Here is an 18,462-nt window from a genome sequence, read left to right on the forward strand (position 1 = left end):
GACGGGAAGTTCATTCTTCCCGTGGAGAAGCTTTTGGTTTTTCCTCAGGCTGCCTGCCGGGGAACTCTTTCACGTACAGGTCCTGCTGGGGGAAGGGGATAGAGATGCCGTACTCGTTGAACGCATGATAGATGCGTTCGCGCACCGTGGAAAGGCTGGAGGCTTTCGTCATGACGGGAATCCACACCCATACGCCGAGATTCACGGAGCTGTCTCCGAAGCTGTCCAGAACCACGCTGGTTTTCTTGATCTTGGAAAGAAAGGGCAGAGAGGAGAGTGCTTCCAAAACGATGCCGCGCGCCTTTTCTACGTCCGTACCGTAGGAAATGCCCACCTCCACCTTCACGCATTCGAATTTGTGGTTGCGGGTCATGTTCCGGAAGTTTTTGTTGAAGAGCTGGGAATTCTGGAAGGCGATGATGGAGCCGTCCAGCGTTTCGATCATCGTGGAACGGTACCCCAGGGAGGAAACGCGCCCCCGGTAGCCGTCGCATTCAATCATGTCCCCCTGCCGCAGGCGCCCCAGCATCAGGGAGAGGCCGCTGATGATGTTTTCAATGGTGTCTTTCAGGGCGAAGCCTATCCCCATGCTCAAGCCGCCCATGACCATCAGGATGCCGTTGTAGTTGGCATTCATGATGACCAGGGACGTGAAGACGAACAGCCCCCACAGGAACAGGGTGGAGAGCGTGACAAAGGTGGGGATGGTGCCTACTTCATAGTTTTCTCCGTAGATTTCCCGGAGCGTGTTTTTTCCCAGGAAGATGAGGTAGTTGAGCACGATGGCGATCAGGATGACCAGAATGACGTGGCCCCAGCTGAAGGTGATGAGGTCCTTGATTTCCGTAGTGGCGTAAATCTTGCTGATGATGAGGTCCCCCATGTCGAAGGTGGCGGCGGGCCAGATCAGGCTGAACAGGATGAGGAAGATGGCCAGGCAGGGCAGGACGAGCTTGGAGATGAAAGGGCGGAACCAGACGATTTCCTTTTTGTTCCGCTCCTTCCGGCGTTTTTCATAATGGTGCAGCAGGTCCCACAGGCCCACCAGAAGAAGGATGCTGGTCATCAGCATGATCCAGGTCATCAGCACCAGGAAGGCCATGAAGCTGAAACCCGCCCAGCACAGGATGCTGCCCAGGATGGTGAGTACCAGGGAAATGGTGGCGAAAAAGCGGTCCAGCCGGGGCAGCCTGTGCCGCTGCCGCACCCAGGTCAGCAGGGAGAAAAGGGAAACCAGGGTAAACAGGACGGGCATGGAGACGTTCACCACGATGTTGGGGGCCATGAACATGCGCAGCAGCATGAAGAAGCCGCCCAGCAGGAGATAGGGCATGTAGATGCGTATTCCCGCGTTGATGGTGCCGTATTTCAGGCGTGTGACCAGGGAAAAAAGGATGGCGCTGGTCAGCAGAAGGAATTCGGCCCCCAGGGAAGCCGCGCTTTTCAGCAGGTAGTCCGTGCTCTGCATTTCTGAAATGATGAGCAGCACGGCTATCAGGAGGATGGTGGTGACGTTGGTGAATGCGTGGCGCTTGTCGTAGTTCCCCGATTTTTCCAGCATTTTTTTGAAGCCCCAGCATACAATGGCGCGGGAGAGTAAGTAGGCACACAGGAGCATGCCCAGCAGGACCATTCCATAATGCTGGAGGGTCCCGCGGTCGGAAGGGAGCTGGAGCTTGCTGTCCGCGGAAGATTCCCACGCGGACATGCATGCCCGGTAGATCATGCCGGGATTCAGGAAAATGTATCTGGCAATATGTGAGGGCGTATAGAATACCTTGCTGAACAACGTATTGAACAGTTTGTTGCTCTCAGCGTTCAGGGCGTTGACCTTGTTGCCCAGATTGTTGAACAGTTCCTTGAGGCAGGCTAGCTGCTCCTTTTCCTTCTCCAGCTTTTCCAGCAGGGAATGGCAGGTGGTCAGGGCTTCGTCCCGCTGGACCATGGAGGTTTCCGACAGGCCGTCCGTGTTGACTTCCTCCAGGGATTGAATCAGTTTTTGAATGCGGGCCATTTCTTCCCCCACCCGTGCTTCGTGCCCCTGGAAATCGGGCCTGCGTTCATAGTAGAGCTTCACCAGCCTCGTTGCGGCCTTGCAGTAAAAGGCCATGGTGAAAATCTTCTGGTCATCCAGCGCATAGAGCACGGCGGACATTTCATACACCCTGGTGTCAAAAAAACTGTAGGTTTCATCCGCCTCCGTCACCAGGCTTTCGCGGATGGCTATTCTTTTCTCCACGTTCTTTTGCAGAATGGAGATTTCATGGCACAGCGCCAGGATGACAGTGTCCATTTCCGTAGCGGACTCCGTTGTCGGTTCCGCCGCGGCTTCCTGGGACTGGACCGCGTCCTGGATGGGAGCCGCGTTTTCCGGCTGCTGTGCGAGCGCCTGGGCCGCGGTCAGAAAGCCGGCCAGCAGGAAAGAAGCGGAACGGCGGAAAAATGTCCGGTAATCAGGCATGCTCATGAATGTGTCATTTCTAGGGGGTGCGGGCTTCACGGTCAAGGGTTATATTCCCGCCTTTCCCATTTGGCCGCGGTGCGGAGCCCTCCTTTTTGGGGCGGGTATGGCGTCCATCCTCCGGTTCCTGATCCGCATTACTTGCATGAAAGGCGCTGGCGTGTGTGCAGGACAGCGACGATTTACGGAACGGAGGGAGTTAATGTTCGTCAATCCCGCGGGCATTTTCCGGAGTGGCGGTGTGGAAAAACAAAGGGAAAATCAAGGCTCCGGGGTTTTTTCCGGAAAAAGTGGCGAAGGTGCTCTCCGTTCCTTGGCGCGGCAGGAATTCACAGGCTGGCTCCTGGGACGGAACAGGGAAGGGAAGAGAGCATGTTGGAACATGTTTTCTCTGTTTTACTCCTCCTCCACAGGGGACCGGCGAGGGCCTTCCGGAAAATTGTTGTGGACGCCTGTCAGTATAATGTTTAGTTTAACGCAAAATATCCTTGGCTTTTTTTCATTTATAGAATAACCTTCTCTGGACGGTAGTATTTGTTTTATTCGAAATTTTGATGATTCAGATCCCGGATTTTCGGGAGCGCATTTAAGAGAATTCAGGTCGGCCGTCAATCCCGTAATATGAACACAAAATTATATGTAGGAAATTTGTCCTTTGATGCCACTGAACAAGACTTGAGAGATCTGTTTGGTTCTTATGGTGAAGTGACTGAGCTATTCATGCCAACAGATCGCGACTCTGGAAGACCCAGAGGCTTTGCATTTGTAACCATGGATTCCACCGATTCGATGGGCTCCGCAATTGAAGCCGTGAATGGCACGGAATTTCAGGGACGGGCTCTGGTTGTCAATGAAGCCAAGCCCCAGGAAAACAGGGGCGGAGGCGGAGGAAATTACCGCAGCAATAACAGCGGCGGCAGGCGTGGTGACAACGGCTATGGCCGCAACCGCCGTTATTAATTAAATAGCAAGAGAAGAGCGTTGGTCTCTTCCTTTCATAAGAGCCAGGTACGCAAGAACCTGGCTCTTATTATTTTATTCAGTCAGGGCGGTTCCACAGGAGGATGGCGGACGGGGAGATGGGTGAAAGAAAAAGAGCAGGGGGCGCCTGGGCCTCCTGACCCTGCGGCGCTCTTACGCCGCAAATGGGATTAAACGGAGCTGAAATGGGGCGGAAGCGACGTGAAAAATAGGGAAACGGAAGCTTGGCGGAGATGAACAAAACCGCGCCGTGCTTCTTCCTGCCGCCACCAGAAAGGAAAAAAGCGGGAGTCTCCCGTACGCGCCTGGAGAGACATCTTGCGAAATCATGAAGATTTCTGCTTACAATACCGCGCGGGAGCCCCGCACATGGGAAAGGGGCCGGACAAATCCTTCCTTCCTGCTCCCGCCTTTCCGAGCGCTGGAACAATTCAAAGGCGGAATGCCGTTTCTCCTCAAAGAAACGGCATTCTGGCCAAGAAGGCTGGAAGGTTGTATTGCCCCGGTTCAGTTCAGGGAAAAGGCCCGGATTCTCTTTAAGGATTCCTCTTTTCCCAGCAGAGAGAAGACGGCGGACAGGTCCGGGCCGCCGCTCAGACCGGTGAGGGCCACGCGGGCGGGGAACATGACGGCCCCCATCTTGACTCCGTTTTCCTTGGCAAAGGCTTTCAGTACGCCGATAAGTTCATGACCGTCCCATACCGGTTCCCGTTCCAGCCTGTCCGCCAGTTTGGAGAGCAGTTCCACAGCTTCCGGCTGGACTTTGGCGAGCGCTTCCGGATCCATGGAGAGATGGAAGAAGAAGCGGATTTTATCCGGAACTTCCGCCAGCGTCTGAACTTTCGTCTGCACGGTGGCGATGGCCTCATTCAGAATGCCGGAATCCGGCAGGCCGGCCTGCAGGCAGAACGGGCGCGCCTTGGCGGCAAATTCTTCCGGCGGCAGGGCGATGATGTGCTGCTGATTGACCCAGCGGCATTTGGTGATGTCAAACTTGGCGGCGGAGTGGTTGACGGCTTCCAGGGAGAAGCGTTCGACCAGCTCTTGCGGGGAAAAGATTTCCGTGTCGTCTTTCGGGGACCAGCCCAGCAGGGCCAGGAAGTTCATGACGCCTTCCGGCAGGAAGCCTTCCTCCGGATAGGTGCCCAGGGCCGCCCCCACGTCGCGCTTGGACATTTTGGAGCCGTCCTGGTTCAGGATCAGCGGCATGTGCGCGAACACGGGCGGCGTGACGCCGAACGCCTCAAACAACTGGATATGCTTGGGCGTGTTCATGATATGGTCTTCCCCGCGGATGACGTGTGTCATCTTCATTTCAATGTCGTCCACCACGTTGACGAAGTGGAAGATGTAGGAGCCGTCCGCGCGGCGGATGGCCATGTCCGGCGTGTTGGAGGCGTCCCGGTAGTCGATGGTGATGTCGCCGCAGATCATGTCGTGGAACGTAACGGGCTTGGAGCGGTCAAAGCGGAAGCGCCATGCGCCGTCGTCCTCATAGACGCGCCCGGCGTCCTGGAGCTTTTTGAAATAGGCGTCGTAAATGTCGTTGCGCTGGCTCTGGAAATAGGGGCCGCAGTCGCCGCCTTTCATGGGGCCTTCGTCCCAGTCCAGGCCCAGCCATTCCATGCCGGTGAAGATCGCGCGGGTGGCTTCCTCCGTGTTGCGAGCCGTGTCCGTATCCTCAATGCGGAGAATGAAGGTGCCCCCCATCTTGCGGGCGAACAGCCAGTTGAACAGGGCGGTGCGCGCACCGCCGATGTGAAGATAACCCGTGGGAGAAGGCGCGAATCTTGTTCTGACGTGACTCATGATGCGTTAGAGAGTAAGAGCCTGCCTCCCCGCGTCAAGCAGATACAAGGTTTGCATGCCAAAAAAGGTACGTGGACGGTCGGAACGGAAAGGGGGATGTTTTCCGGATTTTTTTTAGGGCGGTGTCGCCCTTGCGGCTTGCGCGGCACGGCCTTTTAGGTTTCATTAAACGCCGTGTTCTTTTTAAAGCACATATTCCGGCTGCGGGAAAAATGGCAAATCCAGCGGGATGATGAAGAAAAGCCTTTTCTGGAGCACCTGGACGATTTGCGCACCATGCTGCTGAGGATGGTGTTCTGCCTGGTGGTCAGCATGCTTTTGTGTGCCGGGTTCGCCTCCAATCTGATGGACATTCTGCGCCGCCCCGTCAACCAGGTATGGGACATGTTCGAGGAATCCCACCTGCCCGCCGGAATAGATCTGGACTCCTGGGGAAAGGCCAAGGAAACGGCCACCGCTGCCGTGGGGCTGGACGCCGACCAGCGCCGGATCCTGTTCCGGGAGGTTTCCCCCCGGCTGGCGGAATTGACGGAAGCCGCCCTGGTTCTCCGGGGAGCGCAGGCCCTGCCGGACGACAGGAAGGAAATTTTTATCAGGGAAGCCAGCCCGGCTCCCGCCGTGCGGGAACTGGCGGAAGCCCTGCACGCCAAGGACGCCGTCCTGACCGACGGAACAGGGCGGGGTGCCCTGAAAATGATGAGCGCCTTCCAGCCGGGCGAGGCGTTCATGCTGACCATCAAGCTTTCCCTGTATGCGGGCGTGGTAATCTCCTTCCCCCTGCTGCTGTACTTCCTGCTCCAGTTCATCATTCCCGGCCTCCTGGAGCATGAACGCAAGCTTCTGTACAAGTGCATGGCGATCGGGTTCGGGCTATTCCTGGCCGGCACGCTGTTCTGCTACTTTGTGGTGCTTCCCAGGGTGCTCACGTTCTTCTACACGTATTCCCTGGAATTCGGCATTTCCAACGAATGGCGCATCGGCTACTACCTGTCCTTCGCCACGCAAATGATTTTAATGTTCGGCCTGGCGTTTGAACTGCCCGTGGTGGTGATGCCTTTCGTAAAGCTGGGCGTGCTGACCTATGATATGATGAAGGCCACGCGCCGCTACGCCATTGTGGCGATAGCCATTCTGGCCGCGATCATCACGCCCACGCCGGACATAGCCACCATGATGCTGATGGCGGTTCCCATGTACGCCCTATATGAAATCTGCATCATCCTGGCGTGGCTGCATGAGCGCAAGGAAGCCGCCCGCGCCCGCGAAGAAGTGGAACGCTTTGAAGAAGACTTCAACAACGACAATTCTCCCTACAACTCCTAACCATACATCCAACCATCATTACCATGAATCTTCTGGAAATCATCATTCTGGGCATCGTGGAAGGCCTGACCGAATATCTGCCGGTCAGTTCCACCGGGCACCTGCTCCTGACGGAATCCCTGCTGAACATGTCCCAGAGCAAGGAAGCCCTGGATGCCCTGGCCGTTTGTATTCAGGGGGGCGCCATTCTGGCGGTGCTGAGCCTGTACTACCCGCGCGTGAAGACGATGGTGGAAGGTGTCCGCGGCACGAATCCCGCCGGATTCAAGCTTCTGGTCAATTTGATTCTCGCCTTTCTGCCGGCCGCCGTGGTGGGGCTGTGCTGCGCCTCTCTGATCAAGGAATACCTGTTCAACACGTACACGGTGGCGTACTCGTGGATTGTAGGCGGCGGCGTGATTCTGGCCTACTGCGCCTGGCGCGCCAGACAGGGAAAGAGCAATGAAGGCAGCAAGGGGGATTCCATTGAAACCCTGACGCCGGGCAAGGCCCTGACCGTGGGCGTGCTCCAGTGCGTGGCGATGGTTCCCGGCACCAGCCGGAGCCTGATGACCATGCTGGGCGGCATGTTCGTGGGGCTGAGCGTGGAAGCCGCCGTAGAATTCAGCTTCCTGCTGGGGCTGATCACACTGGGGGCGGCCACGGTGCATGATGCGTACAAGGACGGCGCCCTGATGCTGGAAGCCTTCGGCTGGGAGGCCCTGGCCGTCGGAACGGTCGTGAGCTGGCTCTCCGCCTGGCTGGCCGTGAAATGGATGGTCTCCTACCTCCAGAAGCACAGCTTTGCGGTGTTTGGCTGGTACCGCATCGCCATAGGTATCGTGACTCTGGCGCTGCTGTCCAGAGGACTGGTGCATTGAGTCTTTGGTTTCTCTTCCGGGATTGGGAGAAAATACCACCTTCCACAGAGGAGAAGCCGTGCAAAGCCGGAAGCCTCCATTCCCGGCAAAAGCTTCGCGGAGGATTCCTGTCGCTGAAATCCTTTTCATTTCGGCTCATATCAGGTGAATGGCGCCTTTGCGAGTACTTCATAAGACGTTCGCATGACTGAAATTGCGCAGTTGATTGCAAGCAGGGATGCTGAACGTCATCCACGTGTGGAAGGCATTTCCCAACGGAAATTCCGGAGAATGATGTATCTTTCCGCAAATGTAACCTGATTGTAACACACGGCATCTTTTCTTATGGCATCATGAGGGCATGAAACTGATGCCGTGCATGATTGCCGTAATGGCGGGATTGGCCGGGCTGGGACATTCCCAGACACCTGACGGAGACATGGACGCCCGGAGCATCGTCCTGCCGCAGCGGCGGGTGATCCCGCCCGTCAACAGGACCGTGCGCCAGCCCGTCACTCTGGAAAAGGTGAACGCCCTTGTCCGCGTCAACGGACGCAGCGCACAGACTACCCTGGAACTGAGCGTGCATAATGGCGGAAACGTTCCCACGGAGGCGGAACTGGTTCTTCCCGTTCCGGAAGGAGTCGTGGTCAAAGGGTTTTATTACGGAGACGGAAAGGCGTCCTGGCAGGCCTCCCTGATGCCCGCCGACGAAGCGCGCCGCCTGTATGACCGCATTGTGGCGCGCAGGCTGGATCCGGCCCTGCTGGAATTCGCCGGATTCGGCGCCATTCGCTCCAGCGTATTCCCCGTTCCCGCCAGGTCTTCCGTGAAGCTGGGCGTGGTGTACGAACAGTTGCTGACTCCGGTGGACGGACGCCTGGATTACGTGCTCCCCCGGACGGAAGCGCTTTCCGGCCATGCGGCATGGACCATGCGGGTGGAAATCTCCCCCGGAACTGCAGGCATCGGCAATGTATTCACGCCCTCCCATCCGATGGAACGCCATCGGCTGAAGGATGAAACCCTCGTGCTCACCCTGGCGGAGGAGAAGATGAGTCCGGGGCCTTTTCGCCTGTCATGGATGGAATCCGCCGCCAAAAAGGGGGAGGCCTTTTACGGCCCCGACATCAGCGTCTATGCGGCTCCGGATGCGGAAAACGGCAGGAACGGCTATTTTCTGGCCATGCTCGGAAAGGATAGCCCGGGGAATGAAAAGCAAATCCGCCGGGAGCTCACCCTGGTGCTGGACAGGTCCGGCAGCATGCGCGGGGAAAAACTCGCCAGCATGAAGGAGGCGGCCAAACAGATCATTTCCGGCTTGAATCCCGGGGAACGCTTCAATGTCATCACTTATAACGAAGGCGTGAATCTGTTTGAGGCGGCTCCCGTGGAAAGGAACGCCGCTACGGAGAAAGCGGCGCACGTGTGGCTGGATGCCGTGGTGGCGCACGGCGGCACGAACATTCATGAAGCGCTGGCAACGGCGCTGGCCCAGCCTTCCCGCGAAGGAATGCTGCCGGTCGTGCTGTTCCTGACGGACGGCCTGCCGACCATCGGCCGGACCTCCGAGAAATCCATTGCCTCCCTGGCCGGAGAGGGCAACAGGGAAGGACGGCGCATTTTCACCATCGGAGTGGGGGAGGACGTAAACGCCCCCCTTCTGAGGCGCATGGCGGAAATTTCCGGCGGGTTGCCCTCCTATGTTCTTTCCGGAGAAAACCTGGAACTCAAGCTGGCGCAGGTATTCCGCCAGTTGTACGGCCCGGTGTTCCGGAACGTGCGCTATTCCGTCTGCTCCCTGGACGGCAGGGAACAGCCGGGAAGGGTGCAGGATGCCATTCCTTCCGGACGGCTGCCGGATATCTATTCCGGAGCGCCTGCCGTTTTGGCCGGCAGGTATGTGGGCACGTCTCCTTTTCTGCTGAAAGGGACCTGTCTGGACCGGAGCAACAGGGAACAGTCGTTTTCCGTAGTGGTGGAGCCGGAACGGATTTCCAGTGTGAAAGATGACTTTACGGCCAGAATTTGGGCGGCGCGCAAAATAGGCAGCCTGGAAACCGCCCTGATGGACATGGGAGCGGACCCCGCCCATACGGGAGTGCTGGGAAATGATCCCCGGACCCGGGAACTGGTTGAGGAAATCATGCAGCTTTCCCGGGATTTCGGAATACTGAGTTCGGCGGCCTCCTTCTTTGCGGACGACGGCGGTTCCGCTCCGTGGCGGGGAGAATCTGTCTCCCCCTCGTCCTCCAGGTTCCGGGATTATGGACGGGTGATGCAGGAATCGCGCGAAGGGCTGGGTTCCATCGCCCTGCAGAGAAATGCCGTGGAAAAAAAGAGGGAATTGTCCGTCAACAAATTCAACCGCCAGATGGACAAGCACGGGCGTTCCGTTTCCTTTGAAGGAACGGCCCAGATCGCCCAGAACGGTTATTTCAATCAGAACGGAGTATGGATGGAAAATACGGTCCTGCGCACTCCGGACAAGGAAAGCCCCGTCCGCACCGTGCAAGTGGGTACGCCGGAATACGCCGCCGTGGCGGACAAGCTGATCAACACGAACCGCCAGGGGCTTCTGGCCCTGGACGGCTCCGTCATGATCCGCCTGGACGGGGAAACCGTGCTGATGCAGAACTCGTTTCCGTAATCCTTTCAACTATACATCTAACAACAAACACACCAATCATGATGAACCATGCTGTCAAATACTCGCTGGCTTTGCTGGGCTCCGGAGCGCTTTGCGCCTCTGCTGAATCAAAGACTGAACAGCCGGAAAACGTTTCTCCTCCGGAACAGGAGGCCGGAACCGGGTCACCTCCTGCTCCCGCCCTCAGGTCGATTTCCTTCATCGGAGCGGGAACAGAGAGGAGCGACGCCGAAAAACGGAAAATATATGCCGCAATAGTACGTACGGAAGATCGGAAACTCCGCCGTGAACCTCGGGAAATTCCGGGCATTGCCATTTCAAAGTCCCGTCCGGACAGCCCGGAAGCAGGGGACATTGTTCTCACCATAAGCCAGGTTCCCTCCGGTCCGGACCGGCAGTCAATTCCTCCGGCTTTACTTGCCACCAGCAAGGCTCCCGGCCATGATGGAGCCGAGAAGACGTCCTATTCCATCATTACGACGGCAGACTCTGAAAAGGCAGGAGAATTCACGGTAACCATCTCCCCGAAAACGGATGATGGAGAAACGCACAGCAAGGAAACCAGTGCCGTGGTAGCTTCCGAAGACGCTCCCGTCCATGATGGAGCGGGGAAGGCGTCCTATTCCATCACCACGGCGGCAGACCCTGAAAAGGTGGGAGAAATTACGGTAACCATTTCTCAAAAAAACGGAGATGAAGAAACGACTGGCAAAGAATCCCATTCCGCCGTTGCGGACCCGGAAAAAAAGGTCGGGCCAGCCCCGCAGCCGAAAAACGATGGAAAGGCCCCTGGCCAGGCCGCCGCGGAAAAGGATGACCGCGCCGTGATTCAGATAGCCCTTCTTCTGGACACTTCCGGCAGCATGCAGGGACTGATCAATCAGGCCCGCACGTATCTGTGGAAGGTTGTCAACGACATGACGCTGGCGCGCCAGAACGGCAAACTGCCCGCCATCCAGATCGCCCTGTACGAGTACGGGAGCGGCAGGCTGTCCTCCAAAGATGCGTGGGTTCGCCAGGTGCTCCCCTTTACGGACGATCTGGACAAGGTGTCCGATGAACTGTTCAAGTTGAAGACCGGAGGCAGTGAAGAATACTGCGGCGCCGTGATGGACCGGGCCCTGAAGGAATTGAAATGGAATACGGAGAATCCCGATGCCCTGAAGCTGATCTTCATTGCGGGCAACGAACCCTTCAACCAGGGCAATGTACCCTATGCCCCCGTGATTGCCCGCGGACTGGAACGCGGCATCACCGTGAACACCATTTACTGCGGAAGCGCGGGAGACGGCGATTCCGTGCTTTGGAAGGACGGAGCCAGAAAGGGGGACGGCAGTTTCCTCAATATTGACCACAACGCCGCTCCTCCCGAACCGGAAACCCCCTATGACGCGGAACTTGCCACATTGAACGTTTCCCTGAACGGGACTTATCTGGCGTATGGCTCCCAGGAGGTACGGGCGGAAAAACTGGAAAGACAGGCCCGGCAGGACAAATTGACGGAGGCCGCTTCCCCCGCCGCTGCCGCCGGGCGGATCGCGGCAAAAGCCAACAAGGCGGCTTACCGCAACACTTCCTGGGACTTGGTGGACCTTTATGAAGAACAGGGCTCCCGGGCTGTGGAAGAATTGGGCAACACCGGAATTCTCCCGGAAGAGTTGAAGGGAAAGAGCGCGAAGGAGGTTGAAGCGGCCGTGAAGGAGAAGGCGGAGGAACGGGCACGGCTGCAGAAGAAAATTGCCGATGTGGGCAGGCAGCGTGATACGTGGTTGAACAAATGGAAAGCGGAGCAGAGCGCTTCCGGCGGAGGCAAGGCGAATACGCTGGACAACGCCATCATCCAGGCCGTGCGCCGGCAGGCCGGCAGGAAGAAGTTCTCCTTTGTGGAGGAGAACGTGCCATATGAAAATTCCCCTATGAATAAAGAGCAGTAATGAGTGCGCCTGCGGGGTCTCCGGTCTTCCGGCGGCCCCGCAGGAATGCTCCGGCTGAAAAAACTTTTATTCCGTACTTCATTTCCTATACTTGTTTTCCCATGAACCGCTACCGCATTCTGGTCGTAGAAGACGATCACGCCATCAGAAACGGGCTTACGGATGCTCTGACGGTGTCCGGCTACGACGTGCTGCCCGTCAAGGACGGCTATGATGCCCTGAACGTGATCCACGCGGAGGATTACGACCTGGCGCTGCTGGATGTGGTTCTGCCCGGGGCAAGCGGTTTTGACCTGCTCAGGCTCATCCGGGAAGACCGGGCGACCGTTCCCATTCTGATGCTGACCGCCAAGGGGGCGGAAGCGGACAAGGTGCGCGGGCTGAAGCTGGGAGCGGACGATTATGTGGTGAAGCCGTTCAGTCTGCTGGAAGTGCTCGCCCGGATAGAGGCGGTGCTGAGACGGTCCCCGGAAAGGCCCCGGACGCTGGACAGAGTGGGGCTGCCGGAGGGATACTTGGATTTTCCCAGCCGCTCCCTGGTGCTGGGAGAGGAGCGGATTGTGCTGACGACCAAGGAATTTGACCTGGCCCGCCATCTGGCCGCCAATGCCGGCAGAATCATCACGCGGGAGGAAATCCTGACCAGGGTATGGAAAATGGACCCCCGCCTGGTGGAAACGCGCAGCATTGACACCACCATCGCCCGGCTCCGGGAAAAAATGGGGAAAAGGAATGCCGCCGTCATCCGCACCTTGCGGGGGCAGGGATACGTCTGGGAGGAAACCGCATGATCAGCCGTTTTTCCTTTCATTTCCTGCTTTGGTCCTGCCTGCTGATTCTGGTGGGGGTCATGGGGTGGCTGAGCCATTCCATGCTGAATGCGGAAAAGAGGAGGCTGGCGGAGACGCACCAGATACGCCTGGTGGAGCAGAGCCGCCTGGCCCTGTGGCGCATGGATTCCCTGCTGGCCGCCATGATTGCCGCGGAGAACAACAGGTCTCCCGGAGAATATTTTCTTCAAAGCGACGGAACGAGAGACTCCGGCAGGAAGGATGCTTCCGTGCCGGATTTGTCGGAATTTGCCAAGCTATACTTTCAAATAGACCCGTCGGGGAATGTCTCTTCTCCCCAGACGGGGCCGGGAAGCGTGGTCCATGTAAACCAGTTGAACCGTTCCAGCATGGTGCGCCTGTTGCTGGGGACCGTGAAAAAACAGCCTGTTCCGGCGCCTGTTCCACGGAAAAAAGAGGAAAAAACGGAGCATGTGGTCGTTTCCAGATCAGTCTATCCCGACAGAATGCAGGCGGAACAGAAGGCGTCCGGGGAAAGGAGTCAGAAGCAGGTAGCCTTCTCCCCCGTTCAGCAGGAAGCCGGGCAGCAGGAACTTGCCGTGGACAGCCAGAAGGCGTTCCAGCAGGGCATTGAGGACTACAACATGCGCAAAAACCTCTCCAACAGTCAGGCGGTGGAATACAACATCACGGTGGAGAAAAAAGTCGGGGAGCTGGCCAGGGGAAAGGGAAAATCCCCATTCAGGGGCGGTACGGATACGGCACAGGACAAGGCCACGCCGGAAGGATTGCCCCTGGCTTCAAAAAAAAGGCAGGAAGTTAAAGGTTCCGCAATCGGGGGCAGCTTTTCTACGGAGAATGGGTTGTTGCATTTCGGCAAAGTGGGGGGCATGCGGGATGAATTCGGGGAACAGGAAGCAGGCGGGGAAGCGTTTTCAGCAGTGCAGGATGATGCCGGAGAAATTTTTCCGGAAAGCCTGAAGGAAAAGGGAAAGGAAGAGATGTATATGGAACTCTTCAAGGCTCCGGGGAGCTACAAGGAACTCTCCATTTCCTCTCTCCAGCCCCAGTGGAGTCAGGGTGCGGAATGTTTCCTGACGCGCCGCGTCTCCGACCACGGGCAGGTATGGGTACAGGGTATCTGGCTGGATTGGGACAAACTGTCCGGCTATCTTTTGAAATCCGTAGCGGATATTCTGCCGGAAGCCACTCTGGAGCCTGCCGGAGAGAGGGAGGAAAGTTATTTGACGCTCGCGGGCATACCGGCCATGCTGAATCCTGGAGGCCTACCCGACATGGCTGGGAATTCCCTGCGCACGGTCTGGAAATCCATTGCCATGGCGTGGTTCTGCGGCATTCTGGCGCTGTGCGGCGTCATTGGCTTCATGGTCGGCATCATCCGCTTGAGCGAACGGAGGGCCGTATTCGTCTCCGCCGTGACGCATGAACTGAGGACTCCCCTGACCACCTTCAACATGTACACGGAAATGCTTTCCTCTGGCCTGGTCCCCAAGGGCAGGGAAATGGCGTACGTGGACATTCTAAAGGAAGAGGCATCCAGACTGACGCATTTGGTGGACAATGTGCTGAGCTATGCGCGCGTGGAAAAAAACTCCGTAACCCTCCGGCCGGAAAGAATCTCCGTTCTGGCCCTGGCCACTTCCGTCATTGCCCGCATTTCTCCCCGTCTGGCGGCTTCCGGCATGGATTCCCAGCTCTTCATAGCGCCGGAACTCCAGTCGGAATCCGTCATGGCGGACATGACTGCCGTGGAACAGATCGTGTACAATCTGGCGGACAATGCCGCCAAATACGCCCGGTTTGACGGAAGCATCCTGAAACTGAAGCTGACCCGGGAAAAACGGTTCCTGGTGATCCGGGTGGAGGACGGGGGGAAAGGCATTTCCGAATCCCTGCGGAGGAAATTATTCCGTCCCTTTTCCCGGTCTGCGGAGGAAGCGGCCGGAAAACAGCCTGGCGTGGGGCTGGGCCTGGCCCTGTCCCGTGAACTGGCCAGAGGCATGGGAGGAGAACTGTGGCTGGAAGAAAGTTCCGGAAACGGAAGCCGCTTTGCCCTCAAGCTGCCGCTTGTCAGGGATTAACTGTCAATCTCCATTCAGAGATGGAACACCCGGCAGGGCATCTGCTTCATTGATGATGCGGAAGGCGGTTTTGGTGCAAACAGGGTCATTCAACCAGAGGCTTGAATGAGGTGTATTCTTGTAAAATGCCCTTCATGGAGGACCCTCGGGGGTAATTGATTTTTGTGAAATTCCCCTTCCGGAATGTAGTGGAGCATTCATTGCTTTTTGAAACCCTCTCATCACGAATGAGGCGTGTTGTTGTTGTTGTCCCTGGAATTTTCCATAGTCTCTAATGAACTAAATGTTTAGTTCATTAACAATAAACTATTAAGAAAATGAATGATTACATTCCTCTAAACAAGGCTGTTGGCCCGAAGGTCATTTGCGACGGTTATCAAGCCCTTATCCCACAGAAGCTCGGAGTCGAGGCGCTGACTTTCAACTTTGACGGTTCGGAGTGCGAGCACGCCACTTGTCCTGATGCTCCGGAAATGTTCATTAAGGTCGAAGAGGATGCCCTGTATTATTTCGGTGTGGAAGCCGACGACACGGGTATCCTTTCTATTGCCGGCAAAGAAATCTGTGAGAAAAACGGAGAAAAGCCCAACGGCAAGCTAAATATTAAAAAGGCTGAGAGATACTTGAAAGCTGGTTATTACAAGGTGGCTTTGGAATACTCCAACAACGACTATGATCCCTCCAGCAACAACGCCATTGCCTTCAACGTCACCATGGACAAGGAGCCTATTCTTGATGGAAAGTATGAAGGGGATTCGACAATGAATCGTGAATTTTCTCCTTCTCCCAAAATCAAGCTGTGGACGATTGAAAAGGAAGCCACCATCACTTGTGAAGAGTCCAAGAAAGTTGAAGTAACGCTCGAAGAACCTGAACCTGTTATCCAAAGAGGTATTGGCGCTTGCAAAACGAAAGTCATCATGCCTCAAATCATCATAACGGCTTGCAAGGATGAAGTGCTTGATCGATGGAACGCGCGTGTCTAACAAGTGTCCGCAGGCAGCACGATTCTTGTACTCACGGGAACTTACACAGACGCCATTGAAAACCCTCCCGTTACTGAAGATGAAGCTGTCGAAGCAGTCGACGAAATGAACGGTTATCAAGCTCGTGGAAGAGTTGGAAGATGGCACACTATGCAAGCTTCCCTCGCTCACGAAAAACACCATCTCCGAGAACTTAACGACGCCTTCAAATTCTACTGGGACAATTTGAGAATACAGGATTCAATCGAATTACAACATGTTTCGTGTGAAAAATTCCCGAAAATGGATGATGCCTTGAATGAAATGAGGAAGTTCGTTCGTAGTTGGACAGCCACCTACATGACGGCTGTTAAGAAATATGTCGAATTGTTACCAGATAAAGAAAATACTCGTCCCTACTGCGCCGGACAAAAAGTTCTGAATGAGGCGACTCTCCAGATTATCAACCAAGCGAAAGCCAACGGATGGAGCAAGGTACCCGATCAGGTCACGGAGCCGGGAACCATCGAGCCGCCCTGTTTCCTGCCTCCGGTCAACAAGGAGAAATCCCGGAGCATGGCCGTTGCGGAACAACCGACACCCTTGACCCTCTCCATTGCGGACACTTCGAAGTTCAGGGAAGGCAGGATTATGGTCTGCTTCCGCAACGAGGGTAATCAGCCTGTCCGGATTCTGGATGAAATCAATGACGGAACGGCTGATTATTTCTTCCTGACATTATTGAGGACGGAACAGGGAGATGCCCGCATTCTGAATGCCGAACTGGGGAAAATGACTTTCCAGCGGCCCTTGAACTACCGGGAGCTTGCTCCCGGCCAGGAATACAACGTCACGATTCCGGTATGCCTGGATGAAGTTGAGCTCGAAGACTGGAAACAATGTTCTTGTGAACTGGAAACGAGCTACTATAATCAGCAAGGGAAGGATTGTCTCTTGGGAGTTCTTCAGGCGACGACCAAACTCGCGCTGTGATGAAAAAAATCTTTCTATTTTTTGGAATTGTATTGAACCTGTCCCTCCATGCTATTGCATGGGGGGACATGGCCGACAATGGGGTTGAATGCTCCGTGGTGATGGAAAAAAACCGGTTTGATGTGAGGGCGGCTTTCCCGGACTTTAAGCTGGTGTTCACCAACAAGGGCGAAAAAACCGTTCGCCTTTTCGACGACTTTTATCCTGTTAAAGAAGATGGACCAAATATTATCATAAGAGTTTACAGGAAGGAGGGGGAAAAAAAGAAAAAGATAGCTGTATATTATGCGAATTATAAGATTCAGCGTGGCTTGGCAACTCCCATGAATTTCATTATATTGAAGCCCGGAGAGAAGCATGAAGTTCCTATCAAGGATGTTCACTTGCTGCTGCAATATCCTCCCACATATGTCTTGGCTATGGCCAACGGGAAAGATTATACGCTGGAAGTACATTTTTACGACGGATATGGAGACCCGAGTTTCTGGAGGGAATATGTAGGAAAACAGGATTTTAGCATGGTAGATCAATCTCCCTGCGAAGGGCAATATCCCTCCCGGTGAACGACGATAGAACATTTGTTTTTTATTCCGGTAGTGGAGAAGAAAGCGGAATATTTCTCCATACAGTTATGAACAAGGTTTGTCTCTTCGTCAATTTGCTGGTTGGCCTGTTGCTTGCCGGAGCCGCTTTGGGTGATCAGGCGGACAACGGCTTGGAATGCACCATCAAGATGGAAAAAACTTTCTTTGACGTAAGAGACAGGCTGAGGGATTTTACACTCGTTTTTACCAATAAGGGAAAAAAGTCTGTTCGTCTTTATGATGACTTTTATCCTGAGCCAACCTTAGGTCCGCGTATCAAGATAGAACTTTGGAGCTGGCAAACAGGAAAAAAGAAAAAATTAGTTGGTTCGTATATAGGCGCTTATCATGTTAACAAGATGTTTCAGAACATCCGTTTTATTACCTTGAAGGCCGGAGAAAAACATGAAGTACCCATTAAGGACGTTTACTTGCTGGTGAACTTTATCCCTGAAACGCTGCGTTTGTCCAAGGGGGAAATCTACTTGCTGGAAGTGGAGTTTGTAGATGAACGCGCAGAACCGGGAGTCCGAAGGGTGTACAAGGGAACGACAACGTTGGTCACTAAACCTTAATGACGATTGAAAAATCCCCGGTTCCTGATTGCCGGAACCGGGGGATGGTATTTATTCAGTTGGTGCCGTTATCTTCTGGACGGGACAGCGTGTGACGGCCTACCGCCGGATGGAGAAGGGCGCGATGGCGCCGCGGACGGAGGTGAAGAAGGTCTGGAAGGCGCACTGGCGGAGGGAGGGGGAGAGGACGGTCTGGAAGGGGAAGGACTGCTGGGCCTGCTCATGCCAGAATTGCCGGGTCTTGAACCGCTGGGCCTGATCTGAGGGGAAGACGGGCGGCTTGGCCGGCTGACTTCCGGTCTGTTTATTCCAGGACGGTTATTGCCCGGGTTGACGGCTCCGGGGCGGTGGGAACTGACGCCGGGCCTGTTGATTTCCGGCCGATTGCTCGGTCTGCCAGGCTGAATTCCCGGTCTGTTGTCTCCGGGACGATTGATCCCTGGGCGATTATGGCT

General features: G+C 55.7%; 14 protein-coding genes. 12 read left to right on the forward strand and 2 right to left on the reverse strand.

From position 1 onward, the window contains the following. Nucleotides 1-10 precede the first annotated feature (10 nt). Nucleotides 11-2,461 carry a mechanosensitive ion channel family protein gene (locus OQH67_RS11500; protein ID WP_215458914.1) on the reverse strand — a complete coding sequence of 817 codons (2,451 nt, stop codon included), beginning with the start codon at nucleotides 2,459-2,461 and terminating at the stop codon, nucleotides 11-13. Nucleotides 2,462-3,082: 621 nt separating this feature from the next. On the opposite strand from OQH67_RS11500, the gene OQH67_RS11505 reads away from it, so the two are divergent. After that, the gene (locus OQH67_RS11505; RefSeq protein WP_215433830.1) at nucleotides 3,083-3,421 is read left to right on the forward strand and encodes an RNA recognition motif domain-containing protein; all 339 of its coding nucleotides are present in this window, start codon (nucleotides 3,083-3,085) and stop codon (nucleotides 3,419-3,421) included. Nucleotides 3,422-3,949: 528 nt separating this feature from the next. Here OQH67_RS11505 and gltX read toward each other — a convergent pair. Further along, a complete protein-coding gene (gene gltX, locus OQH67_RS11510) occupies nucleotides 3,950-5,251 on the reverse strand; it encodes a glutamate--tRNA ligase (RefSeq protein ID WP_215433829.1) in 1,302 nt (433 codons plus the stop codon). Between the two features lie 174 nt (nucleotides 5,252-5,425). On the opposite strand from gltX, the gene tatC reads away from it, so the two are divergent. From tatC to OQH67_RS11565, 11 genes are all read left to right on the forward strand, one after another. Next, complete coding sequence (gene tatC, locus OQH67_RS11515; RefSeq protein WP_215433828.1) at nucleotides 5,426-6,574, forward strand: twin-arginine translocase subunit TatC; 1,149 nt, start codon at nucleotides 5,426-5,428, stop codon at nucleotides 6,572-6,574. Between the two features lie 23 nt (nucleotides 6,575-6,597). Continuing rightward, nucleotides 6,598-7,434, forward strand: coding sequence for an undecaprenyl-diphosphate phosphatase (locus OQH67_RS11520; RefSeq protein WP_215433827.1), 837 nt, complete (start codon nucleotides 6,598-6,600; stop codon nucleotides 7,432-7,434). Nucleotides 7,435-7,774: 340 nt separating this feature from the next. Next, nucleotides 7,775-10,063 (forward strand): vWA domain-containing protein, encoded by a 2,289-nt coding sequence (locus OQH67_RS11525; protein WP_215433826.1) that lies wholly within the window; start codon nucleotides 7,775-7,777, stop codon nucleotides 10,061-10,063. Between the two features lie 38 nt (nucleotides 10,064-10,101). Then, nucleotides 10,102-11,997 carry a vWA domain-containing protein gene (locus OQH67_RS11530; protein ID WP_215433824.1) on the forward strand — a complete coding sequence of 632 codons (1,896 nt, stop codon included), beginning with the start codon at nucleotides 10,102-10,104 and terminating at the stop codon, nucleotides 11,995-11,997. A 101-nt stretch (nucleotides 11,998-12,098) separates the two neighbouring features. Continuing rightward, a complete protein-coding gene (locus tag OQH67_RS11535; protein ID WP_215433823.1) occupies nucleotides 12,099-12,788 on the forward strand; it encodes a response regulator transcription factor in 690 nt (229 codons plus the stop codon). Further along, nucleotides 12,785-14,890, forward strand: coding sequence for a sensor histidine kinase (locus tag OQH67_RS11540; protein ID WP_215433822.1), 2,106 nt, complete (start codon nucleotides 12,785-12,787; stop codon nucleotides 14,888-14,890). Before OQH67_RS11535 ends, OQH67_RS11540 begins: the two co-directional genes overlap by 4 nt. Before the next feature lie 317 nt (nucleotides 14,891-15,207). Continuing rightward, nucleotides 15,208-15,876 carry a PA14 domain-containing protein gene (locus OQH67_RS11545; RefSeq protein ID WP_251828197.1) on the forward strand — a complete coding sequence of 223 codons (669 nt, stop codon included), beginning with the start codon at nucleotides 15,208-15,210 and terminating at the stop codon, nucleotides 15,874-15,876. A 3-nt stretch (nucleotides 15,877-15,879) separates the two neighbouring features. Further along, a complete protein-coding gene (locus OQH67_RS11550; RefSeq protein WP_251828196.1) occupies nucleotides 15,880-16,848 on the forward strand; it encodes a hypothetical protein in 969 nt (322 codons plus the stop codon). Continuing rightward, a complete protein-coding gene (locus OQH67_RS11555; RefSeq protein WP_215434033.1) occupies nucleotides 16,848-17,411 on the forward strand; it encodes a hypothetical protein in 564 nt (187 codons plus the stop codon). The genes OQH67_RS11550 and OQH67_RS11555 overlap by 1 nt, the downstream gene beginning before the upstream one ends. Then, the gene (locus tag OQH67_RS11560; RefSeq protein WP_257227042.1) at nucleotides 17,408-18,007 is read left to right on the forward strand and encodes a hypothetical protein; all 600 of its coding nucleotides are present in this window, start codon (nucleotides 17,408-17,410) and stop codon (nucleotides 18,005-18,007) included. The genes OQH67_RS11555 and OQH67_RS11560 overlap by 4 nt, the downstream gene beginning before the upstream one ends. Before the next feature lie 6 nt (nucleotides 18,008-18,013). After that, on the forward strand, nucleotides 18,014-18,271 hold the full coding sequence (locus tag OQH67_RS11565) for a hypothetical protein (protein WP_215433820.1): 258 nt from the start codon (nucleotides 18,014-18,016) through the stop codon (nucleotides 18,269-18,271). Nucleotides 18,272-18,462: the final 191 nt, after the last annotated feature.

Origin of the sequence: Akkermansia biwaensis, assembly GCF_026072915.1 — a bacterium.
Lineage (GTDB): Bacteria > Verrucomicrobiota > Verrucomicrobiia > Verrucomicrobiales > Akkermansiaceae > Akkermansia > Akkermansia biwaensis.